This is a genomic window from Nonomuraea dietziae (assembly GCF_014195505.1).
Lineage (GTDB): Bacteria > Actinomycetota > Actinomycetes > Streptosporangiales > Streptosporangiaceae > Nonomuraea > Nonomuraea roseola.
In genome coordinates, this window is record NZ_JACIBV010000001.1 from 7,964,499 (window position 1) to 7,986,580 (window position 22,082).

A 22,082-nucleotide genomic window follows, 5' to 3' on the forward strand; every position below is an offset into this window, starting at 1 on the left:
GTATTAGCTTATGTCAGATCGCAGGGCTCGTCGAAGGGCCGAGACGCAGGAGGAGATCCTCGGCATCGCGCTGGAGGTCATGGCGGCCGACGGGGTCGCGGCGCTGAACATGGCGACCGTGGCCAGGCGGCTCGGCATCCAGCCGCCTTCGCTGTACAAGTACTTCCCTTCGAGGGCGGCCGTCTACGACGAGCTGTTCAGGATCGGCCAGGAGGGCTACCTCGACGCCGTACGGCAGGCCGCCCGCGGACACGAGGGCCTGGCCGCGATGGGCGCCTCCCTGGAGGCGGGCGCACGGTGGATCATGGACCACCAGGTGCTGGCCCAGCTGCTGTTCTGGCGGCCCGTCCCCGGCTTCACGCCCTCGCGGGAGGCCTACGCCCCCGCCCTGGAGATCCACCGGCACTTCGCCACGCTGATCCGCGCGGCGGTGGAGCGCGGCGAGGTGCATCCCGACGCGGCGGGCGAGGAGGGCCTCGCGCTGGCCGCGAGCCTGATCGCGGGCGTGATCTCGCAGCAGCTGGCCAACGAGCCGGGCGTCACCTACGAGTCGGGCGCCTTCACCCGGCTGGTTCCGCGCCTTCCCGCCGTGTTCGCGGCGGCATACCCGCCGCCCTGAGCTGCGACTCCAGGTCGGACGCGCCCCTGCGGTTGTCGATCTCCAGATGAGGTACGGCCGGCGGCTCGTCCACCCTGATCGCCTTCAGGTAGGCGTCGAAGGCCGCAAGCTTGCCGTCGTCCCTGGCCAGGCCCCTGGCTGTCAGGCGCTCGCGCAGCGTCGGCCCGTCGGAGCGGAGCCACACCAGGTGGACGGGCGGCCCCCCGAGCTGCTCGACCCACCTCTCCCACAGCGTCGCGGAGTGCACCTGGGAGGTGAAGGGGCCGTCGAGCATCACGGGGCAGCCGTGCCCCCTGATCGTCCTGGCCAGCCTGGTCAGGCCGTCGTACTCGTGCCGCTTCACGTGCTCGTCGTACCAAGGGCCCTCGCGCTCGCCCTGCGGCCTGCCGTACGCGCTCAGCATCTCGTTGACGAAGTCGCCGTAGACGGTGTCCTTGTCGAGCAGCGCGGGGACCGGGTCGAGTCGCCCGAGCAGCGCGGCGGCGACGGTCGACTTGCCCGCGCCAGGCGGGCCGCTGATCACCCAGACAGGAACCACAAGGTCAGAGCGTACGCGGATCTGCGTACGCCGGTGCCGCGTACGGACGGACGCCCCGCCGCCCGTACGCGGCCAGACTCGGCGCATGCTCACCATGGTCGTGCGCGCCTTCGGCATCCCGGAACTGCGCAAGAAGCTGCTCTTCACGCTGGGCGTCATCGTGCTGTTCAGGTTCGGGCAGATCCTGCCGTCGCCCGGGGTGGACACCGCGGCGGTCCGGCAGTGCCTCGGCGGCGCGCGCGGCGGGCTGGTCGACATGGTGCAGCTGTTCAGCGGCGGGGCCATGCTGAAGCTGTCGGTGTTCGCGCTGGGGGTCATGCCGTACATCACGGCCAGCATCATCATGCAGCTGATGGCGGTGCTCATCCCGCGCCTCGAGGCGCTGCGCAAGGAGGGGCAGAACGGCCAGGCGAAGATCACGCAGTACACCCGCTACCTCACCGTGGCCCTGGCCGTGCTCAACGCCACCACTGTGGTCGCGCTGGCGCGGGGAGGCGCGCTGTTCCCCGGCTGTTCGCGGCAGGTGCTCTACGACACGAGCCTGTTCGGGGTGAGCGTGCTGGTGGTCGTGCTGGTGGCGGGGAGCTGCATGGTGATGTGGCTGGGCGAGAAGATCACCGAGAAGGGGATCGGCACCGGCATGTCGATCCTGATTCTCACCCAGGTCGTCGCCGTCTTCCCCTCCTACATGTCCAACCTCTTCGTGGTGAGCCCCTTCGCGACGGTGGTGATCCTCGTCTCCGGCCTGTTCCTGGTGGCGGCCGTGGTCTTCATGGAGCAGGCCCAGCGGCGCGTGCCCGTGCAGTACGCCAAGCGGATGGTCGGCCGCCGCATGTACGGAGGGACCAACACCTACATCCCGCTCAAGGTCAACCAGGCGGGCATCGTCCCGGTGATCTTCGCCTCGTCGCTGCTCTCCATCCCCGCGCTGGTCGGCGGCCAGGTGCCGTGGATCAACCAGTACCTCGCCGGCGACCACCCGCTCTACATGCTCGGCTACTTCCTGCTGATCGTCGGGTTCGCCTACTTCTACGTCTCGATCACCTTCAATCCCATGGAGGTGGCCGACAACATGAAGCGCTACGGCGGCTTCGTGCCGGGGATCAGGCCCGGACGGCCGACCGCGGAGTACCTGGGCTTCGTCCTGTCGCGGCTGACCGCGCCGGGGGCCCTCTACCTGGGTGTGCTGGCCCTGGTGCCGCTGGTGGCCTTCGCGCTGCTGCGCGACCCCTCCACGCAGCAGAACTTCCCCTTCGGGGGGACGAGTGTGCTGATCATGGTGGGGGTGGGCCTGGAGACGGTGAAGCAGATCGAGGCCCAGCTCCAGCAGCGCGCCTACGAGGGCCTGCTCAGGTAGCCGGCTCCGGTCAGGTGGGCAGGACCAGGCCCGCGCGCATGGCGAAGACCACGAGCTGCGCCCTGTCGCGGGCGTGCAGCTTCACCATGGCCCTGCTGACGTGCGTGCGGACGGTGTCGCGGCTGATCACCAGCTCCTTGGCGATCTCCTCGTTCGACCGGCCTGTCGCCACCCATGCCACGAGCTCCCTCTCTCGAGGGGTCAGGGTGTCGACGCCGTCCACGGGCCGCTCGCCGCCGTGCCTGCCGAACAGCCCGATGACCTTGCGGGTGATCGCGGGGGAGAGCAGCGCCTCGCCCGCGGCCACCACCCTGATGGCGCTCACCAGCTCGTCGGGGGCGCTGTCCTTGAGCAGGAAGCCGCTCGCCCCGGCCTGCAGGGCGGCGAAGACGTACTCGTCCACGGCGAACGTCGTCACCACCACGATCCTGGTGCCGTGAAGGGAGGGGTCGGCCGCGATGGCGCGCAGGACCTCCAGGCCGTCCATGCCGGGCATCCTGATGTCGAGCAGCAGGACGTCGGGGCGCTCCCTGCGCACCAGCGCCACCGCCTGCCCGCCGTCGGCCGCCTCACCGACCAGCTTGAGGTCGGCCTCCCTGGCGATGAGCGCGCCGAGCCCCATCCGCACGACCGCCTGGTCGTCGGCCACCCCGACCCTGATCACACCTTCACCTCCCACGCCCGCACCCTCCCGCCCGGGGTTCATGCGGTCGTCCCTGAGGTCACGCGGTCTCCCGCGGGAAGCGGGCGATCACCTGGAAGCCGCCGCCGTCCCTCGGGCCCGCGGTGAACTGGCCCCCCGCGTTCCGCACCCGCTCGCGCATCCCCGCCAGCCCCCTGCCCTCGCCTGCCTCCGTGACGCCGACGCCGCGGTCGGCCACCTCCAGCACGAACCCGCAGGGGTCGTCAGCCACCCTGACGAGCGCCCTGGTCGGCCCCGCGTGCCTGATCACGTTCGTCAGCGACTCGCGCACCACCCGGTAGACGGTGCCGCGCAGGTGCGAGGGGACGGCGGGCTCGCCGGGCTCCATGTCGACGGGCAGCCCCGCCGCCCGCACCCCGTCGATCAGGGCAGGCAGGTCGTCGCGGCTCGCGACCGGCTCGCCGGGGTCGATGAGATCGAGAGCGGCCCGCAGCTGGGCCAGCGCGCCGAGGCTGGTCTCGCGGATCGCCCGCAGCGACTCGCGCGCCTGCTCGGGGCTCTCCTCCAGCACGAGCAGGGCGAGTCCGGCCTGCATCGCGATGGTCGAGAAGCCGTGTCCCGCCGCGTCGTGGACCTCGCCGGCGATCCTGGCCCGCTCCCGCGCCAGCTCCCGCGCCACCGCCGCGCCGTCAGCTTGGGATGCCTCGCCGGCGCCAGGCGACCCCCAGGCCGGGCCCGGGACGTGGGCTCCGGAGCCGCCCATGGCATGGGGAGTCGGTGCGGAGATCCCGCCGGCGGCGCGGGCGGCGAGGCAGGGGAGGCCGCCGTCGCCCGCGTAGGCCGCGGGCTGGGGGCCTGGCCAGGCGTCGGATGCTGTGGCGCCGCGGGCGAACCCGGCCCAGCCCTTTCCGGGCTTCGGCGGGGTGGTGAACGTCGGGGTCTTCGCGCGATGGCCCACGGCCGTCTGCGCGGCCTCCTGCGGGGTCTCGTGTCCCGCCGCGATCGCCGCGCGGGCCTGTGCCAGGCCGCTGAGCGACAGGGGGACGGCCAGCCAGCCCGCCCACACCAGCACGAGCACGGCGGGCATGTCGCCCAGGCGGGCAGCACGGGACACCGCCGCGGACATGGACTCCCACAGGCGGCGGACAGGGCGTCGTTCCCGTGTCACCATTCCGCCCCGATCCTAGCCAGTTTCAGGGGGAGCGGTTCGCCGACCGGCCGGGGTGCCGCCTCAGGAAGGGGGGCGCTCAGCGCAGGACGGCGCGGTCGACGGTCCCGGGCGCCAGGACGTGCTCGATCACCATCACGGCCGCCCCCACGACGCCCGCCCTGTCGCCCAGCTCACTGGTCCTGATGCTCAGGTGCTGGGTGGCCAGCGGGAGCGACCTGCTGTAGATGACCTCACGGACCCCCGCCAGCACGTGCTCGCCCGCCTCGGCGATGTCGCCGCCGATCACTATCACCGCGGGGTTGAAGAAGTTCACGATGGAGGCCAGCACGTCGCCGACCTCGCGCCCCGCCTGCCTGATGAGCTGGACGGCCTGGGTGTTGCCCTGCCGTACGAGGTTGACCACGTCGCGGCTGTTGGAGGCGGGCACCCCGGCCGCGGCCAGCTTGGCGGCCACGGAGGCGCCGCCCGCGACCGCCTCCAGGCAGCCAGTGTTGCCGCACCTGCACACCACGTCGGCCGCCGAGGACACCCGCACGTGGCCGATGTCGCCCGCCGCGCCCTGCGCGCCCCTGTGCAGGCGACGGTCGGAGATGATGCCGCACCCTATGCCGGTGCCGATCTTGACGAACACCAGCTGGTCGGCCTCGGGCCTGGCGGCCCAGTGCTCGCCGAGGGCCATGATGTTCACATCGTTGTCCACAAGGACGGCGGCGCCGAGCCGCTCCCCGAGCCACTCGGGGACGGGGAAGCCGTCCCAGCCGGGCATTATCGGCGGGTTGATCGGCCGTCCCGAGGCGTGCTCGACGGGCCCTGGAAGGCCCACGCCCACGCCGCACACCTGCTCGACGGTGTGCCCCGTCTCGTCGAGGAGCTCGAGGAAGGTGTCGAGGAGCCATTGCAGCGTCGGCTCGGGGCCCTTGTCGATGGCCAGGTCAGAGGTGCGTTCGGCGAGGACGGTGGTGGCCAGGTCGGTCACCGCGACCCTCGCGTGGGTGGCGCCGAGGTCGGCGGACAGGACGACGCGGGCGGAGCTGTTGAACGCGAACGCCACGGCGGGCCTGCCGCCGGAGGAGATGGCGTCCTCGGTGGGCACGATCCACTGGTGGGTGAGCAGGGCGTCGAGGCGCTGCGAGACCGTGGACCTGGCCAGACCGGTGAGCTGGACGAGCTCGGCCCTCGTGCGGGCCTGGCCGTCCCTCAGGATCGCGAGCAGCGCGCCTGCTCCGGCGACCGTGCCGACCGGTTCGTTCAGCATGTCCGGAGACAACGCCGCTCCTTCCGCCGCCTGAAACATGATATGTCGAATTGAATCACACTTCTGCTTGACCATCGGCGGAAGAATCATGTCTTCCTTTAGTGTGCCGCGTGGTCCGAGCTGGCGTGCTCTTGGGGCGGGGAGGGGACTCGAGGGGGCGGGGGGTGGGCCGGGAGGGGGTGGTCCCGGCAGGCGGGGGAGCCCTGCGAGCGGGGGGTGCGCCGGGAAGGGTGGTCCGGCGGGCGGGGGATGTCGGTGGGGCGCGTCAGCCGTTGGTCAGCCAGCGGATCGGGTTCACCCGGGTGATCGCCTGGATCGTCTCCTCCTCCACGCCGCCCTCGCGCAGCAGGGGGAGCAGCGTGCGGAAGACGTGGGAGTAGCCCGCGCCGCCGTACCTCTGGAGCTGGGCGACGCGGGAGACACCACTGCCGAGCAGCAGGCGCTCGCGGTGCCCCTCGGAGATCAGCTCCATCGCCACCCTGGCCGCCTGCGGGGCGCCGAGGCCCACGGAGGAGAGGCTGACGTACGCCCCGGCCTCGGCGATCTTGCGGGCGACGGCGACGTCGTCGCCGGTGAAGGAGACGCTGACCCGCGAGCCGGGCAGACCCTCGCCCAGCAGGATCTCCAGCAGCGCGGGCCCGTTCTGTCCGTGGGTGGCGACGGGCAGGCGGCTGGACAGGGAGGCGCGGGCGGCGGCGACCAGGCAGCGCTCCTCCACCGGCGACGGCTCCTGGCCCCAGGCGCCGACCTCGCCGATGACGCCTGGCAGCACGCCCGTGCCGTCCAGGCCCGAGGTGATCTCGTCCATCAGCCGCGCGGTGAGGGTGTCGACGTCGTCCTCGCGGACCTGGGTGAACGGCTCGGCGAACAGCCCTGTCGAGGCGATGACGGGCACCCTGCTGCCCGCGGCGACGCGGGCGAGGGAGGTGGCGTCCCTGCCCATGCCGATGCAGGACAGCTCGACGGTGAGACCGAGATCGTCGGACTGGCGCAGCTCGCGGAGCTCGTGGGTGACGGTGCGCTCCTCGTCGAGCCAGCGGTATGGGTCGGAGTCGATACCGACCGCCCAGCGCAGGTCGCAGCGCAGGTGCTCATGGGGGAGGACGGCGCCGGTGATCGCGTCGGCGCGGATCTGACCGGTGACGGTCCGTAGAAGGGCCTCAGGCATGGACGACATTAACCCGTATTTGCCGGTGAACGCCTTATGTCTGCCGAAAGCTTTACCTGATGAATGTTTCAGCGCTGACCTGCGAAGAGTCCGGCCGCGTTTGACCGCCGGATGGCGGGCGGGTGACTCTCCACGCGACATGCGCGCCGCGGTCGACGGTCAGGGTCTCCGGGCGACTCCTGGACGAAGGGACAGGCCGTACATGATTCGGTGGATACTCGCAGCGCTGTTGACGATCTCGGCGGCCGCGGTGGTCGTCTCCGCGCCCGCGCTGCGGGAGGCCGCGGCGCTCGCCGCGCCGGCGCAGGAGACCTACGAGTGGAAGAACGTGCGGATCGACGGAGGCGGCTTCGTCCCCGCGATCGTCTTCAACCAGAGCGAGAAGAACCTGATCTACGCCAGGACCGACATCGGCGGCGCCTACCGATGGGAGCAGGCCACCAAGACGTGGACCCCGCTGCTCGACTGGGTCGGCTGGGACAGGTGGGGCTACAACGGCGTGGACAGCCTGGCCACCGACCCGGTGCAGCCCACCAGGGTGTACGCGGCGGTCGGGATGTACACCAACAGCTGGGACCCGAACAACGGCGCGATCCTGCGCTCGGCCGACAAGGGCGCCACCTGGCAGGTCTCGCCGCTGCCGTTCAAACTGGGCGGCAACATGCCGGGCAGGGGCATGGGTGAGCGGCTGGCCGTCGATCCCAGGGACAACAGGACCCTCTATCTCGGCGCGCCCAACGGCAACGGCCTGTGGAAGAGCTCCGACTACGGCGCGACCTGGGCGAAGGTGTCCTCCTTCCCCAACCCTGGCGACTACGCGCCCGACCCGAGCGACCCCAACGGCTACGCCAGCCACAGGCCGGGCGTGGTCTGGGTGACGATCGACCCGGTGACCAGGGCGATCTACGCGGGCGTCGCCGACAAGGAGAACATCCTCTACCGCTCCGCCGACAACGGCGCGACCTGGCAGCGCGTGCCGGGCCAGCCGACCGGCCACCTGCCGCACAAGGGGGTGCTCGACCACGTCAACGGCCTGCTCTACCTGGCCACCAGCGACACGGCCGGCCCCTACGACGGGGCCAAGGGCGACGTGTGGCGCCTCGACACCCGCACAGGCGAGTGGACCAGGATCAGCCCGATCCCCTCCACCAACGAGGACGACTACTTCGGCTACAGCGGCCTGACCATCGACAGGCAGGACCCGCAGACCCTCATGGTCGCCACCCAGATCTCCTGGTGGCCCGACGTGATCTTCTTCAGGTCCACCGACGCGGGCGCGACCTGGACGAGGGTGTGGGACTGGGCCTCCTATCCCAACAGATCCTTCCGCTACACGATGGACGTCTCCTCCGCTCCGTGGCTGACGTTCGGCGGCAACCCGCAGCCGCCCGAGGTCACGCCGAAGCTGGGCTGGATGACCGAGTCGCTGGAGATCGACCCCTTCGACTCCAACAGGATGATGTACGGCACCGGCGCCACCATCTACGGCACGGAGGACCTGCTCAAGTGGGACACAGGGGGCCGGTTCACGATCAGGCCGATGGTGAGGGGGCTGGAGGAGACCGCCGTGCTCGACCTGGTCAGCCCGCCCACGGGAGCCCCGCTCGTCAGCGGTCTCGGTGACATCGGCGGGTTCAGGCACGCCTCGCTCGACGCGGTGCCGCCGATGATGTTCACCTCGCCAGGATTCACCTCGACCACCAGCCTCGACTACGCCGAGAAGAACCCCGCCGTGATGGCCCGCTCCGGCAACGCCGACGGCAGCAACGTGGCCTTCTCCACCGACGGCGGCGCGAACTGGTTCCAGGGCTCGGAGCCTTCGGGCGTGACGGGAGGCGGCACGATCGCGGCGGCGGCCGACGGCTCGCGCTTCGTGTGGTCGCCGCAGGGCGCCGCGCCGCACTACTCGGTCGGCTTCGGCACCTCGTGGACCGCCTCGGCCGGCCTGCCCTCCGGCGCGGTCGTCGAGTCGGACCGGGTGAACCCGTCGACGTTCTACGCCGTGGCGGCCGGCACGTTCTACCGCTCCACCGACGGCGGCGCCACCTTCACCGAGACCGCCGCACCCGGCGCGGGCACGTTCAAGGCGGTCCCCGGCCGCGAGGGCCACCTCTGGCTGGCAGGCGAGGGCGGTCTGTTCCGCTCCACCGACTCCGGAGCCACCTTCACCAAGCTGCCGGGGGTCACCGGCGCGGTCAACATCGGGTACGGCAAGGCCGCCCCTGGCGCTTCCTACCCCGCGCTGTACGCGGTCGCCACGATCGACGGCGTGACGGGCGTCCACAGATCCGACGACACGGCCGCCACCTGGACCCGCATCAACGACGACAGACACCAGTACGGGAACATGGGCGAGGCGATCACCGGCGACCCCCGCGTGTACGGGCGGGTCTACCTGGGCACCAACGGCCGCGGCATCCTGTACGCCGAGCGCTCGGGCTCCGACCCGACCCCGACGCCCACCCCGTCGCCCACGCCCACCCCGTCGCCCACGCCCACCCCCACGCCCACCCCGGGGACCGGCGGGTGCTCGGCCGCCTACAAGGTGACCGGCTCGTGGCAGGGCGGATTCCAGGGCGAGGTCACGGTCAAGGCCGACAAGGCGATCAAGGGGTGGACCGTGTCGTGGGCCTTCCCCGCAGGCCAGCGGATCACCCAGCTCTGGAACGGCGCGCACACCCAGTCGGGGGCCGACGTGACGGTCGGGAACGTGGCGTGGAACGGCTCGCTGGCCCAGGGCGCGACGGCGACGTTCGGCTTCACCGCATCGTGGACAGGGTCGAACGGCGTGCCTTCCCCGATCGGCTGCGCCGCTTCGTGACGGCGGGGACCGGAGTCCCGCTGGAGCGCGCGTGATGGACGGCCGGCCACCGGTGACCCCGGTGGCCGTGCGGGGGCTTGCCGTACCGGAGGGAGAACGAGGGGCATCGGACGGTACATGGATGCCCATTTCGGCCCCTTGGTCATGGCTTGGGCGCGGCGTTCTGCCGAGCAGCTCTATTCGGGCTATTAGGCTGGATGGGTGGCAATCGACTCCGAAACCGGTGACGCCGACAAGCTGAAGGACGAAGCGGCGCGCCGCTCCGGCATTCACGGCTGGCTCGACGGCATCCGGTCCACTCGGACCGGTGCCCTCACCCTCAAGATCATCATTGGTGTGATCGGCACCGTGATGGTCGTGGGCGGCCTGATCATGGTGCCCTTCCCCGGGCCGGGCTGGCTGGTCGTCTTCGCGGGGCTGGCGGTGCTGGCCACCGAGTTCCACTGGGCGCACAAGGTGCTGGAGTTCGGCAAGAGCGTCCTGCAGGCCTGGACCGAGTGGTACAAGCAGCGCGGCTGGACGGTGCGCATCATCGTCCTGCTCGTCACGCTGGCCGCCATGGGCGTGATCATCTGGGCGGCGCTGAAGTTCAGCCTCGGCATCGACCTGTTCGCCGAGGGGCGCAGGCTGCTCGGCGTCTAGCCTCCATACCGGTTCGGTCTGCGCGCAAGCGGACGAGGTGGGCGCTCCCTAGGCTGCCGCCGTGCTCTCCGTCCTCGTAGCGCTCGCCCTCATCCCCCTGCCCGGCGCCTCCGTGGTGCTCCACGAGAGACCGGCCGACCCCGTACGGCTGACCGCCTACGGCCTGGGCACCCAGCACGCCTACCTGCGAGGCCCGGCCGCCTTCGTCAGGCAGCGCGGCGCCTCCGAGGTGGTCGTCTCGCCCGACGGGCGCAGGGCCGCCGCCGTACCCGCCGCCTACCGGGGCGGCCACGACACGCTCGTCGTCACCGACCGGGCCACGGGCAGGTCCAGGCGCATCCGCACCGTCGCCAGGCCGCTGATGGCCTCCTACGCCTCGTGGTCGCGCGATGGGAAGAAGGTCCTGCTGACGCTGGAGAAGAAGGTCTCGGGCAAGTGGCGCTCGATCGGCTACGTCACGGTCGACGTCGCCGCGGGCACCTCCCACACGACCGTCGTGGCGGGCGCCGACCCCGCCGCCACGTTCTGGTGGACCCCTGACGGCGCGGTGATCGCCCAGCGCGGGGGCGACGCGGTGGTCCACAGGGCGGGCGCCAAGCCGAAGGTGCTCAAGGGCGTCGGCACGCTCACAGGACCCGATCTGTTCTCGCCCTCGGGCAAGCGCATGACGACCTGGTGCCCCTCCAGGCTGGCCGAGCACGTCTGCCTGGTGAACCCCGCCACGGGGGCGATCGTCTCCCGCTCGAGGCTCAGGCCCGAGGCGGTGGTCGGCTGGTGGAACGACAGCTCGCTGATCGCCGTCGTGCCGTACAGGAACAACTACCGGCTCGTGGTCGCAGGCACCTCGGGCTCCGTCGAACGGGTGCTCGCCGAGATCCCCGCCCGCACCTGGCGCGCGGAACTCTGGCTGAGCTTCACCCGTAAGTGAGTAGGGTGCCTCCGTGAGTCCAAGCACGCTCCTTCTCGCCGCTGCGCTCGTCTTATCCGGCGCCGACGTCAAACTGCCAGGTCTCGGCGTCACCCTGCACGAGCAGCCCGGCGACCCCAAAAGGGTCAGCGCCTACACGACAGGAAGCTCGTCCTACCTCAGGGCGGGTGGCTACTTCGCGGGGCAGCGCTCCTACAACGACCTCGCCGTCTCGCCGGGCGGCGCCTTCGTGGCCGCGATCCCGAGGAAGTTCGTCAAGGGCTACGACAGGGTCGCGATCGTCAACAGGGCCACCGGCAGGGTCACCAAGATCCGCACGGTGAAGGCGCCCATGGTGGCGGGCACGCCGTACTGGTCGCCCGACGGGCGCAAGGTGGTGCTGACGGTCTCCAGGAGCGACGGGCGAGGCGGCGGCTGGCGCAGCGTCGGCTTCGTCGTCGTGGACGTCGCCGCCAGGCGCGCCAGGCTGGTCAAGGTCCCGGGCGCCTACCACGACGCGCTCTTCCAGTGGTCGCCCGACGGCAGGCGGGTCGTCTCCGACTACTGGGACGGCGTGCGCTTCTACCTGACCGACGGGCGGGTGGCCTGGACCCTCTGGCGTACGGGCGGGCTGGTCGGCGGCGAGAGCGCCTTCTCACCCGACGGCAGGCGCATGGCGACGTGGTGCCCCAAGAAGCACAAGGCGACGCTGTGCACCTGGAACCCCTACAACGGCAAGCTGGACAAGAAGGTGAAGGTCCCGGCGGTCGCCTCGTACGGCTGGTGGGACCGCGAGCACCTGATCGCGGTGGGACGCCACGGCAAGGGCTACGCGAGCGTCGTGATCGACCTCGCCGGCAAGCCCGTGCGCCCCCTGGCCACCATCAGCCGCACCGCCTGGCGCGACTACGACCTCTACCTGAGCTACACCCGCCGCTGAGGCTCTATGCTCCGCCTTTGTGAATCTTCGTCGCGCTGTTGCCATGTGCGCCGCTTCCTGTGCGCTTCTCCCATTAATCCCAGCCTCTGCCTCCGCTGCCCGTCTCGACGAGAACGAGATCGACACGGGTCTCGGTGTCACGCTCCATGAGCGGCCCGGCGATCCGAAGAAGGTCACCGCGATCGTCGGGGCCAAGCCTCATCTGCGCACCGCCGACGACACCTTCGAGGTGGTGCCCGGTTACTTCGACGTAGCCGTCGCCCCGAAGGGACACCGAGTGGCGGGGCTCCCTGAGAACCCGAAGGGCAGGTACGACTCGGTCGCCATCATCGATGCGGCCGCCCAGCAGACGACGACGGTGCGCACCTCGAAGCTGCCGTTCAGGACAACGATCGCCTACTGGTCGGCCAGCGGCAGCAAGCTCGCGCTGACCGTCGAGAAGACGGACGGTAAGAAGTGGCTGCCCGTAGGCTTCGCCACGGCCGACGTGAGGGCCAAGGCAGCCAAGGTGGTGCTGCTGAAGGACCTTTCCAAGGACGCGGTGTTCCAGTGGACCCCCGACGGCAGGCACCTGATGAGCAGCTACCGGGACGGCGTGCGCTTCTACCGGCCGGACGGCAAGGTGGTCAGAACGCTGCCGGGCGTCGGCTCGGACATCGGCGGGGAGACGGCGTTCTCACCCTCCGGAAAGTTGCTGGGAACCTTCTGCCCAGCCCGCTATTACGAGAGCTTCTGCACCTGGGACCTCGCGACGGGCAAGCTGCGCAATCGCGTCGACATCGCAGTCGAGGGATCGTACGGCTGGTGGGACGACAAGCACCTGCTCGCCGCCGTGAAGGGTGGGAGCGGCTACCAGATGGTCGTCGTCGACCTCAAGGGCAACGTGGTGCGCACCGTGGCTGACATCAGCTCTTCGGCGTGGAAGAAGGACGAGGTCTACCTGAGCTACACCGACGCCGGTTGATCGACTGACGGCTCGGCCCCGGCGATACGCAAGGACGTCGTCTCGCCGGGGCCGGTCGCCGGGTCGACGCCGCGCACGGTCCCGGCTGGAGCCGGGCCGGCTAGAGGTATAGGCCGGTGCCGTGGTCGGTTTCCTGGGTGGCGACGGCGTGCAGGTCGCGCTCTCTCATCACCAGGTAGACCTGGGTGTGCAGCTCGACTTCGTACTGGTCCTCGGGGTTGAGGAGCACCTTGTCGCCGACCTTCACCGAGCGTACGTTGGCGCCGACGCCGCAGACCTCTCCCCAGGCCAGCCGGTTGGCCATCTTGACGGTCGCGGGGATCACGATGCCTGCGCCGCTGCGCCGCTCCTCGCCGTCCTTCTCCAGCCGGATCATCACCCGGTCGTGGAGCATCTGGATCTCGAACTTGGGGTCTGCCACGAACGTCAGTGTACGCGGCGCCTGACCGGCCGATTTCCCCAACGGGCGGCCTGGCCGTGGGCTATAACGTTCCGGTAACCACCGGCGACTTCCCTGAGGCGGCACGCGTGATCCTGTCCGGCGGGCCCGTCAGGAAGGGGCCGCGGCCCGAACCGCCGGCCGGGGCGCGGACGGCGGCGCTGGTGCCCGCCTACTTCGCTCCCGACGCCGCCCCGGGGGAGTGGCGGCGGCTGCTGGCCGCTCCTCCGCGCCTGGTCGTCGTCTCCGTCGATCACGGCCCCGGCGCCGTCAGGCAGGCGGCCTACGTGCCGTGCGTGGCGGCCCTGCTGGCGGCGGGCTGCGAGGTGCTCGGCTACGTCGACACCGACTTCGGCCTGCGCCCATCCGAGGAGGTCCACGCCGACCTGCGCCGCTACCGGCACTGGTACGGCCTGCGCGGCTTCTTCCTCGACCAGGTCGCGGCCTCGGAGGAGCGCCTGCCGCACTACGCGGACCTGGTCGACGGCGTGCGCGGGACGGTCGTCCTCAACCCCGGCGTCTACCCCGATCCCGGCTACGCGGCGCTCGCCGACCTCCTGGTCACCTTCGAGGGCCCGCTGTCGGCCTACCGCTCCATGCGCGAGCCCGCCTGGGCCCGCGCCTTAGCCAGGGGCCGCTTCTGTCACCTGGTCCACGACGTGCCCCACAGGCAGGTGGAGCCGACCCTGCGCAGGGCCGTACGGCACGCCGCCGTCGTGCACGTGACGGACAGGACGGGCGCCGCTCCATGGCGGGATCTTCCAACATATTTCGGGTGAGCATGGCAGGATGACCGCCATGATCATGGCCTTTGGCTCCTCCGACTGGCAATGGATCAACCCTCCCCGCGAGTGGACCGCTGACGACGGGCTCAGTCTGGTCTGCGATCCCGGCACGGACATGTGGCGGAAGACCCATTACGGCTACACCTACGACACCGCGCACCTGTTCGGGAGGATCGTCTCGGGAGACTTCCGGCTGACGCTGACGTTCTCGGGCGACTACGCCGAGCAGTACGACCAGGCGGGCGCGGTGCTGCGGGTCGACGAGGCCACCTGGATCAAGGCCGGGGTCGAGTACGTCGACGGCGCCTTCCACCTCAGCACCGTCGTGACCCGCGAGGTGTCCGACTGGTCGGTGCTGCCGCTCGGGCGCGCCACCGGCAGCGTCACCTTCGACCTGGAGCGCAGAGGCGACGCGGTGACCGTCCGCTACGGCCTGGACGGAGCCGAGCCCGAGGAGATGCTCAGGCTCGCCGCCTTCCCCGAGGGGGTGCCCGCGCTCGCCGGCGCGATGGCGGCGGCCCCCGTCGGCAAGGGCTTCGCCGCCCGCTTCGACGACGTGCGCGTCACCGCCCTCTGACCGGCGGGTCCTGGGCTCACGGCAGCGTGAGTTCGGCGAACACCGGCCGGTGGTCGGTGTCACTGAGTTCGTGCACGCTGAACGCGCGCACTCCCATCCGCCTGTCGGCGAGCACGTGGTCGATCGTCACCCCCGGCAGCGGCCGCCATCCCTGCTGCGGCCAGGTCGCGGTGAACCCCTGCCCCGTGACGTCGGCCGCGTCCCTGTAGCCCGAGTCGAGCAGCGCCCGCACCGGCCAGTGGTCGAGGGTGGCGTTGAAGTCGCCCGCCAGCACCGTCAGCCGCTCGCCCGCCCTGGGCAGCGCGGCCAGTCCCGAGCGCCAGCACGCCATCTTCTCGGCATGGCTGGGCGCGCACGGATGCACCGACACCACCTCGATCTCGGGTCCTTTCGGGGGCTTGATCACCGCTCTGGCCTGGCGGAACCTGCCCAGTGCGATCAGCGGCCGCTCGGTCAGCGGGTGCAGGGAGTAGAGGCCGGACCCCCAGACCCCGCCCTGGGACCTGTCCACGACGTGCGGCATCCGCTTGCGCAGGCCGAGCGCGTCGAGCCGCTTCCTGGCCTCGGGGGTGAGCTCCTGGATGGCGAGCACGTCGGGCTTGAGCCGTTCGACCAGCTGCACCAGCTCCGTGGTGTCTCCCGCACCCACCGCCAGGTTCGCCGCCAGCACCCTGAACGTGGCGCCGTTCGCGGGCGGCTGCGCGTCGGTGAAGTACCGGGGCAGGACGGCCAGCGCCAGCGCTCCAGCCGTCACCACGGCCACCGCCATGGGGACCCACCGCCTCAGCAGGCCGGTCAGCAGCACCGGCACCACCGAGGCGGCGGCCACGTAGGGGGTGAAGGCGACCAGCTGGATCCACCGGTCGGCGATGTCGGCCCCCGTCACTCTCAGCACCGCCCACACGGCGAACGGCACGACCACCAGCCAGGCGAGGAGAGTCCGGATCATGGAGCGGAACCTACCGGGTCAATGTGCAGAAACCGTGAAGAGGTCAGACGGTCACCGAGGACTCGACGGGCAGGCCCGCCTCGACCCAGTCCTGGATGCCCTCGCGATAGGTGCGGACGTCGGTGTAGCCCAGCGCGGTCAGGCGGTTGGCCACGGCCTTGCTGTTGGGGCAGGACGGGTTGGAGCAGTAGGTGACGATCGCCGCGTCCCTGTCGGGCAGCAGCGCGGCGGCGCGCTCGGCCACCTCGCTCTCGACCAGGGCGATGGCGCCGGGCAGGTGCTGCTGCGCGTAGTAGTCGCCGCCGAGGGCGTCGACCACGGTGACGGCGCCTGCCTCGATCGCGGCCTTGAGATCGTCGCGGGAGATGTGCACGGTCATTGCGACCTCCGAGATGGACTACAGTCCGTTTTGTGGATGGCACCGAAATTAGCGGACCGCAGTCCGGTTCGTCAAGCGAGGTACTGGAGATCCTGCGCACGCGCCCGCCCCAGGAACGGGCCGACGCGGCCCGCAACCGTGAGAAGGTGCTGGCCGCCGCGGCCACGCTGTTCGCGGACAAGGGCGTCGAAGCGGTCTCCATGGACGCGATCGCCACGGCGGCGGGCGTGGGGAAGGGGACGCTGTTCCGCAGGTTCGGCGACAAGTCGGGGCTGGCCGTGGCGCTGCTCGACGCCCGCGAGCGCGACCTGCAGGAGCGGATTCTGTCGGGTCCGCCGCCGCTGGGCCCCTCACCTGAGGCCGGACGGCCCGCCGCGACGCCGGCCGACCGGCTGGCGGCCTTCGTCCAGGCCTACCTCGACTACCTGTTCGCCCACCTCGACCTGGTGCGGATGTCGGAGACCGCCAGCCCGGGGGCGCGTTACCGCATCGGCGCGTACGGCTTCTGGCACAGGCACGTGGCGATCCTGCTGGGCGAGGCGCTGCCGGGCGAGGACGCCGAGGTGCTGTCCCACGCCGTCCTCGCCGTCCTGGCCGGGGAGAGCGCCGCCGCGCTCAAGGACAGGTACGGCGAGGAGCGCGCCAAGGCCGCCCTCGCCACGACCGCCCTGGCCCTCTGCCCCGCGACGTGACGGCCCTCAGGACGGTTCCCGGCTCAGGACCGGCGCCAGCCCTCGGGCATCTTGTCGCCGTACTCGACGCCGGTGGCGCCGACGAGCGCCGCCAGATCGGCGATCTGCTCGGTGACCGCCTCGCGCAGCGCGGCGGTCGGCCGGACATCTGCCTCCAGGTACAGACCCTCGATCACCAGGACCGTCCGGCTCCGGTCGTAGCGAGGTGAGAGCCGGCCTGTCAGGCGGTCGCCGTGCAGAATCGGCAGCAGGTAGTAGCCGTACTCCCGTTTGGCCTTCGGCACGTACATCTCGTTGCGGAAGGCGAAGCCCCACAGCCGTTCGGTGAGGCGCCGGTCGTTGATCAGGTTGTCGAACGGCGACAGCAGCGCGGTCCGTCCCTGCCAGTGGCCAGCGCGGATCGACTCCAGCTCGCCCAGCGCCTCGACGTGCACGTACCACGTTTCGGACGGAGGTCCACCGTCGACCCGCACAGGCACGACGCGGCCCTGCTCCTTCAGGGTGCGCAGGACCTCGGGCAGGCCGGTGTACTGCCCGCGGACGAAGTACTGCCTGACGTCCAGCGGGCGGGCCACCCCGAGAGCGCGCAGCGTGTGCTCCGTGGCCGCGGTGACCATCTCCAACGGTGACACCGCCTGCCTGTCGGCCTCCGGCGGCAGGCAGGCGTCGGGAAGCCCCCACAGCCGCTGCCCCGCGGCCCGGCCCGCCACCATGATCCGGCCCTGCAGCCACAGGAAGGTCAGCATGCGCTCCACGTTGCGGCCTGCCGTCCAGCCGCTGGAGGGCCAGTCCACCACCGAGCAGTCCTCGAAGGCGTCGGTGGGCAGAGGAGCGCCTTCGCCGAGCCGGCGCAGCACGTGCCGGCGAAGCGCGTCGTTCGCCTCCATCCAGCCTCTGGCGTACGAACGGTTCGCGGGGGGATAGGCGTCCATCGTCACCCGGTGGAGCGGGTAGTCCTCGGTGAGCACGAGGGCCGCGGCGTGGGCCCAGTACTCGAACAGCCACCGCTCGTGCCACCACAGTCCGGGCAGGTGGGAGCCTGCCTGAGGGCCGAGGCGGCTCCACAGGACGAGATCGTGGCTCGGGGCCACGACGCTGACGGGATCGAGCTGCAGGTAGCGCAGCGACCGGAGGACGGCGCGCAGGCTCTCTTCCCGCGCGGGCAGGCGGGGGCCCGCCAGGTGCTGCCGCGTGAGGGCCAGCCGGCGCGCGTCCGTCTGGCTGATCGTCAGAGGTCGCTGGGGTGGGGGCATCGCGGGGTTCCTCGCTCCGTCACCTGGGCCCGTGGGCGTTGCGGTTCGGTGGCACACCCTACGGTGCCCCGCGCCTCTAGTGCGCGACAGGGGTGCGCGCCCTCCTCCGTGCCTCGGGGACGATCAGCGGGGTGCCCGACTGCGGATCGGCGATGATCTCGCACCGCAGGTCGAAGACCTGCTCGACCAGGTCGGGCGTCATCACCGCGGCGGGCTCACCCTCGGCCACCAGCACGCCGTCACGCATCACGATCAGATGCGTGGCGTACCTGCAGGCCTGGTTGAGGTCGTGCAGCACCGCCACCATGGTCCTTCCCTGCTCGTGCAGGTCGGCGCAGAGGTCCAGCACCTCGATCTGGTGGGAGATGTCCAGGTAGGTGGTCGGCTCGTCCAGCAGCAGGATGGGCGTCTCCTGTGCCAGCGCCATGGCCAGCCACACCCGCTGCCGCTGCCCGCCCGACAGCTCGTCCACGATGCGTTCCGACAGCGACGTGACGTCGGTGGCCGCCATCGCCGAGGCCACGGCCACCTCGTCGGCCTTGGACCACTGCCGCATCAGCCGCTGGTGCGGATAGCGCCCCCTGGCCACCAGGTCCGCCACGGTGATGCCGTCGGGCACGATGGAGGTCTGGGGGAGCAGCCCGAGCCTGCGAGCCACCTCCTTGGAGGGCAGCGAGGTGATCACGCTTCCGTCGAGGTGGACCGCGCCCGTCTTGGGCCTGAGCATGCGGGCCAGCGCTCGCAGCAACGTGGACTTCCCGCACGCGTTCGGGCCGATGATCACCGTGAAGGACTCGTCGGGGATCTCCACGTTCAACGACGACGCCACCACCCGCTGCTCGTAGGCGAGGGTGAGGTCCGAGCCGGTCAGACGAGCCATCAGCGGCGGTCCTTTCTCAGTAGCAGAGCCAGGTAGGTGCCGCCGATGGCGGCCGTCAGCACTCCGACGGGCAGCTGGGTGGGGGCGAGCAGCCGCTGGGCGGCCAGGTCGGCCGCGGTCAGCAGCACCGCGCCGGTGAGGGCGGAGGCGATGAGTGTCACGCCGGGGGAGCGGGTCAGCCGCCTGGCCAGCTGCGGCGCGGCCATGGCGACGAACATCACGGGCCCCGCGGCGGCCGTGGCGACGCCGCACAGCAGCACGCCCGCCACGATCGCCGCCGCCCGCACGGGCTCGACCCTGATGCCGACCGCCCGCGCGGCGTCGTCGCCCATCTCCATCATCCGCAGCGGCCTGGAGACCGCGCAGCACACGGGGACCAGCACGGCCAGCGCGATCGCGACGGGAAGGGCGTGATCCCAGCCGCGGCCGCTGAGGCTGCCGTTGAGCCAGGCACCCGCGTTGGCCGCGTCGTTGATGTTGGCCTTGGTCAGCAGGTAGTTGTCGGCGGCCAGCAGGACGGCGTTGACGCCGATGCCGACCAGGACGAGCCGGTAGCCCTGCACGCCCCTGCGGAAGGCGAGCGCGTAGACCAGGACCGCCGAGATCACGCAGCCGAACATGGAGCCCGCGGCGATCTGCACCGCCGTACCGCCCATCACCACGGCGAGCACGCCGCCGGTGGCCGCGCCCGCGGTGAACCCGATGAAGTCGGGGCTGCCCAACGGGTTGCGGGTCAGGCTCTGGAAGATGGCCCCGCTCAGCCCGAAGGCGGCGCCCACGGCCAGCCCGGTGACCACGCGAGGAGCGCGCAGCTGGCTCACGATCAGCTCGGCCACCGGCGTGCCCTGCCCGAACAGGGCGGTGACGATGTCGGCGACCGGCACGGTGAACTCGCCCGTGGAGATCGCCACCAGCGCCAGCGCGACCGAGGCCGCCACCAGCGCGAGGCTCACCACGAGAGCACGGGGGGCGGGCCGCATGGAGTAGGGCCCGACCCTGACAGGAGTCGTCATAGCGCGGCCAACCTCCTGCGCCTGGCCAGCAGGATGAAGACGGGCGCGCCGACCACCGCGCACATGATGCCCACCTGCACCTCTCCGGGGGTCGCGATGACGCGCCCCACGATGTCCGCGCCGAGCAGCAGCACCGGCGCCAGCACCGCCGCGTACGGCAGCAGCCACCGCTGGTCGGGCCCCACGACCGCCCTGACCGCGTGCGGCACCGCCAGCCCGACGAACCACAGCGGCCCAGCCCCCGCGGTGGCCGCGCCGCACAGCAGCGTCACGGCGACGGCGGTCAGCACCCTGGTGCGTCCGACGGCCACGCCGAGCGCCCTGCCCGCCTCCTCGCCCAGAGCCAGGGCGTTGAGCGGCTTGGCGAGCAGCAGGCCGAGCGCGATGCCTACCGCCATGAAGGGCACCAGGCGTATGATCACGTCGGAGGTCTGCGCGGCGAGCGAGCCGGTGAGCCAGAACCTCATCCGGTCGAAGGCCTGGGAGTCCATGCGCAGGATCGCCGAGGAGACGGCGGTGAAGACCATGCCGAGCGCCACGCCTGCCAGTGCCAGCCGTACGGGGGAGGCGCCCGAACGCGCGGCCGAGCCGAGCGCGTAGGCCAGCGCGGAGGCCAGCGCGGCGCCCGCGAAGGCGAACCACACGTAGACGGCGGGGTTGGTGAGACCGAGCAGCCCGATCGCGATCGTCGCGCCGAGCGCCGCGCCCTGGTTGATGCCGAGCAGCCCCGGATCGGCCAGCGGGTTGCGCGTCAGGCTCTGCATGAGCGCACCCGCGAGACCGAGCGCGGCTCCGACGCCGAGGCCGAGGATGGTGCGCGGCACCCGCAGCTCGCGGATCACGGTGTGGTCGCTGGACCCGTCGGGCGCGGTGAAGGCGGTGAGAACCGTCGACAGCGGCACCGAGCGCGCGCCGAGCGCGACGCTCAGCAACGCGACCAGCACGAGCAGGCCGAGCGCGGCGAGCAGCCCCGCCGCGAGTACGGCGGAGCGGCCCCGTGTGGCGGCGGAGGGCTCCGTCTTCGCGGTGCCCGCCAGGGGAGGCGCGGTCATGTTCCCTCTCGTCGTAAAGGGTTAGGCAAGGCTAATCTAACAAGTCGTGAATGAGGTAAGCCTAGCCTTAGGAGTCGATATGTCGGTATCCAGGAGAGGGTTCCTGGGCCTCGTGCTCGCGGCCACGGCCTGTGGATCCGAGTCGCGCCCGACCCCGACCGTCGCGGCGGGGAAGGCATGGTCCTTCACCGACGACCGCGGCAGGAAGATCGATCTGCCGGCGCGGCCGACCCGGGTGGTCGCCCAGGTCAGCGCCGCCGCCACGCTGTGGGACTTCGGAGTGCGCCCGATGGCGGTCTTCGGCCCGCACCGCCTGGAGGGCGGCGCCAAGGACCCGGAGGCGGGCGACATCGACATCACCAAGGTCCAGGCGATCGGCAACGCGTGGGACGAGTTCGACGTCGAGCGGTACATCGCGCTCAGGCCCGAGGTGCTCATCGCGGGGATGTATCTGAAGAACGAGCTGTGGTACGTGCCCGCCAAGTCCAGCGCCGCGATCGAGCAGGTGGCCCCGACCATCGGCATCCAGCAGGAGAACAAGGCGGGCGACGAGCTGATCAGGCGCTACGAGCAGCTGGCCGTCGCGCTCGGCGGAGCGGCGCAGGCTCAGGCCAGGGAGAGGTTCGTGGCGGCGGAGAAGGCGCTCGTCAAGGCGGTGGGGCCGAAGGTGCTGTTCTGTGCCGCCTCGCCCGACCAGTTCTGGGTGTGTGACCCGCGCAGGTTCCCCGACCTGAAGTACCTGCTGTCCAAGGGGCTCGACATCGTCGTCCCCGACCGGCCCGACGGCTACTTCGAGACGCTCAGCTGGGAGAACGTCGACAAGTACGAGGCCGATGCGATCTTCCTCGACGCTCGCGCGCAGTCGATGAAGGCCTCGGAGGTGATCGCGAAGCCGACCTGGCCGAAGGGCGCTCAGGTGTACCCGTGGCGGGCCGAGATGCGCTTCAGCCACCAGGGCTATGCGGCGCTGCTGGAAGAGCTGGCGGTGAATCTGGCAAAGGTAAGGCTAAGCTAACCTCCAGTCCGTTTTAGGTAGGC

General features: G+C 71.1%; 23 protein-coding genes. 11 read left to right on the forward strand and 12 right to left on the reverse strand.

The window, feature by feature from the left end; genetic code table 11:
• Positions 1-10: 10 nt before the first annotated feature.
• On the forward strand, positions 11-619 hold the full coding sequence (locus FHR33_RS37900; protein ID WP_183658385.1) for a TetR/AcrR family transcriptional regulator: 609 nt from the start codon (positions 11-13) through the stop codon (positions 617-619).
• Here FHR33_RS37900 and FHR33_RS37905 read toward each other — a convergent pair.
• Positions 561-1,157, reverse strand: coding sequence for a P-loop nucleotide/nucleoside kinase family protein (locus FHR33_RS37905; protein ID WP_312895903.1), 597 nt, complete (start codon positions 1,155-1,157; stop codon positions 561-563). The genes FHR33_RS37900 and FHR33_RS37905 overlap by 59 nt on opposite strands.
• An 85-nt stretch (positions 1,158-1,242) precedes the next feature.
• Here FHR33_RS37905 and secY point away from each other — a divergent pair, with 85 nt between their 5' ends.
• Positions 1,243-2,514 carry a preprotein translocase subunit SecY gene (secY, locus tag FHR33_RS37910; RefSeq protein ID WP_183658391.1) on the forward strand — a complete coding sequence of 424 codons (1,272 nt, stop codon included), beginning with the start codon at positions 1,243-1,245 and terminating at the stop codon, positions 2,512-2,514.
• A gap of 10 nt (positions 2,515-2,524) precedes the next feature.
• Here secY and FHR33_RS37915 read toward each other — a convergent pair whose 3' ends face one another.
• From FHR33_RS37915 to FHR33_RS37930, 4 genes are all read right to left on the reverse strand, one after another.
• Positions 2,525-3,220 (reverse strand): response regulator, encoded by a 696-nt coding sequence (locus FHR33_RS37915; protein WP_183658394.1) that lies wholly within the window; start codon positions 3,218-3,220, stop codon positions 2,525-2,527.
• Between the two features lie 16 nt (positions 3,221-3,236).
• A complete protein-coding gene (locus FHR33_RS37920; protein ID WP_183658398.1) occupies positions 3,237-4,283 on the reverse strand; it encodes a sensor histidine kinase in 1,047 nt (348 codons plus the stop codon).
• A 121-nt stretch (positions 4,284-4,404) separates the two neighbouring features.
• The gene (locus tag FHR33_RS37925) at positions 4,405-5,583 is read right to left on the reverse strand and encodes an ROK family protein (protein WP_246452309.1); all 1,179 of its coding nucleotides are present in this window, start codon (positions 5,581-5,583) and stop codon (positions 4,405-4,407) included.
• Between the two features lie 265 nt (positions 5,584-5,848).
• Positions 5,849-6,751 (reverse strand): phosphotriesterase family protein, encoded by a 903-nt coding sequence (locus tag FHR33_RS37930; protein ID WP_183658405.1) that lies wholly within the window; start codon positions 6,749-6,751, stop codon positions 5,849-5,851.
• Positions 6,752-6,953: 202 nt separating this feature from the next.
• Here FHR33_RS37930 and FHR33_RS37935 point away from each other — a divergent pair, with 202 nt between their 5' ends.
• From FHR33_RS37935 to FHR33_RS37955, 5 genes are all read left to right on the forward strand, one after another.
• Positions 6,954-9,572, forward strand: a complete 2,619-nt coding sequence (locus FHR33_RS37935; RefSeq protein WP_183658408.1) for a cellulose binding domain-containing protein — start codon at positions 6,954-6,956, stop codon at positions 9,570-9,572.
• Between the two features lie 201 nt (positions 9,573-9,773).
• Positions 9,774-10,214, forward strand: a complete 441-nt coding sequence (locus FHR33_RS37940; protein WP_183658410.1) for a TIGR02611 family protein — start codon at positions 9,774-9,776, stop codon at positions 10,212-10,214.
• Between the two features lie 61 nt (positions 10,215-10,275).
• Positions 10,276-11,142 carry a TolB-like translocation protein gene (locus FHR33_RS37945; RefSeq protein ID WP_183658412.1) on the forward strand — a complete coding sequence of 289 codons (867 nt, stop codon included), beginning with the start codon at positions 10,276-10,278 and terminating at the stop codon, positions 11,140-11,142.
• A gap of 13 nt (positions 11,143-11,155) precedes the next feature.
• Positions 11,156-12,061, forward strand: coding sequence for a TolB family protein (locus tag FHR33_RS37950; RefSeq protein WP_183658415.1), 906 nt, complete (start codon positions 11,156-11,158; stop codon positions 12,059-12,061).
• 19 nt (positions 12,062-12,080) lie between these two features.
• Positions 12,081-13,025: a WD40 repeat domain-containing protein gene (locus FHR33_RS37955; protein ID WP_183658418.1), complete on the forward strand. Its 945-nt coding sequence runs from the start codon at positions 12,081-12,083 to the stop codon at positions 13,023-13,025.
• A gap of 100 nt (positions 13,026-13,125) precedes the next feature.
• On the opposite strand, the gene FHR33_RS37960 is transcribed toward FHR33_RS37955, so the two are convergent.
• Entirely contained in the window at positions 13,126-13,446 is a 321-nt protein-coding gene (locus FHR33_RS37960; RefSeq protein WP_183658421.1) for a GroES family chaperonin, read from the reverse strand.
• 107 nt (positions 13,447-13,553) lie between these two features.
• Between FHR33_RS37960 and FHR33_RS37965 the strand changes: the two genes are divergently transcribed.
• Positions 13,554-14,243: a spherulation-specific family 4 protein gene (locus FHR33_RS37965; RefSeq protein ID WP_183658424.1), complete on the forward strand. Its 690-nt coding sequence runs from the start codon at positions 13,554-13,556 to the stop codon at positions 14,241-14,243.
• Positions 14,244-14,262: 19 nt separating this feature from the next.
• Positions 14,263-14,826 carry a DUF1349 domain-containing protein gene (locus FHR33_RS37970; protein WP_183658427.1) on the forward strand — a complete coding sequence of 188 codons (564 nt, stop codon included), beginning with the start codon at positions 14,263-14,265 and terminating at the stop codon, positions 14,824-14,826.
• 16 nt (positions 14,827-14,842) lie between these two features.
• Here FHR33_RS37970 and FHR33_RS37975 read toward each other — a convergent pair whose 3' ends face one another.
• Positions 14,843-15,775: an endonuclease/exonuclease/phosphatase family protein gene (locus FHR33_RS37975; protein ID WP_183658430.1), complete on the reverse strand. Its 933-nt coding sequence runs from the start codon at positions 15,773-15,775 to the stop codon at positions 14,843-14,845.
• Between the two features lie 43 nt (positions 15,776-15,818).
• Positions 15,819-16,154: a rhodanese-like domain-containing protein gene (locus FHR33_RS37980; protein WP_183658433.1), complete on the reverse strand. Its 336-nt coding sequence runs from the start codon at positions 16,152-16,154 to the stop codon at positions 15,819-15,821.
• A 32-nt stretch (positions 16,155-16,186) separates the two neighbouring features.
• Here FHR33_RS37980 and FHR33_RS37985 point away from each other — a divergent pair, with 32 nt between their 5' ends.
• Entirely contained in the window at positions 16,187-16,846 is a 660-nt protein-coding gene (locus tag FHR33_RS37985) for a TetR/AcrR family transcriptional regulator (RefSeq protein WP_312895905.1), read from the forward strand.
• A 23-nt stretch (positions 16,847-16,869) separates the two neighbouring features.
• Here the strand turns inward: FHR33_RS37985 and FHR33_RS37990 are convergent, their stop codons facing one another.
• The 4 genes from FHR33_RS37990 to FHR33_RS38005 form a co-directional block, all read right to left on the reverse strand.
• Complete coding sequence (locus FHR33_RS37990) at positions 16,870-18,099, reverse strand: winged helix-turn-helix domain-containing protein (RefSeq protein ID WP_183658436.1); 1,230 nt, start codon at positions 18,097-18,099, stop codon at positions 16,870-16,872.
• A 76-nt stretch (positions 18,100-18,175) separates the two neighbouring features.
• The gene (locus tag FHR33_RS37995) at positions 18,176-18,979 is read right to left on the reverse strand and encodes an ABC transporter ATP-binding protein (RefSeq protein ID WP_183658439.1); all 804 of its coding nucleotides are present in this window, start codon (positions 18,977-18,979) and stop codon (positions 18,176-18,178) included.
• The gene (locus tag FHR33_RS38000; protein ID WP_183658456.1) at positions 18,979-19,992 is read right to left on the reverse strand and encodes a FecCD family ABC transporter permease; all 1,014 of its coding nucleotides are present in this window, start codon (positions 19,990-19,992) and stop codon (positions 18,979-18,981) included. Before FHR33_RS38000 ends, FHR33_RS37995 begins: the two co-directional genes overlap by 1 nt.
• On the reverse strand, positions 19,989-21,044 hold the full coding sequence (locus FHR33_RS38005) for a FecCD family ABC transporter permease (RefSeq protein WP_183658458.1): 1,056 nt from the start codon (positions 21,042-21,044) through the stop codon (positions 19,989-19,991). The genes FHR33_RS38000 and FHR33_RS38005 overlap by 4 nt, the downstream gene beginning before the upstream one ends.
• A gap of 79 nt (positions 21,045-21,123) precedes the next feature.
• Here FHR33_RS38005 and FHR33_RS38010 point away from each other — a divergent pair, with 79 nt between their 5' ends.
• Positions 21,124-22,059 carry an ABC transporter substrate-binding protein gene (locus tag FHR33_RS38010; protein ID WP_183658461.1) on the forward strand — a complete coding sequence of 312 codons (936 nt, stop codon included), beginning with the start codon at positions 21,124-21,126 and terminating at the stop codon, positions 22,057-22,059.
• The last annotated feature ends 23 nt before the right edge of the window (positions 22,060-22,082 follow it).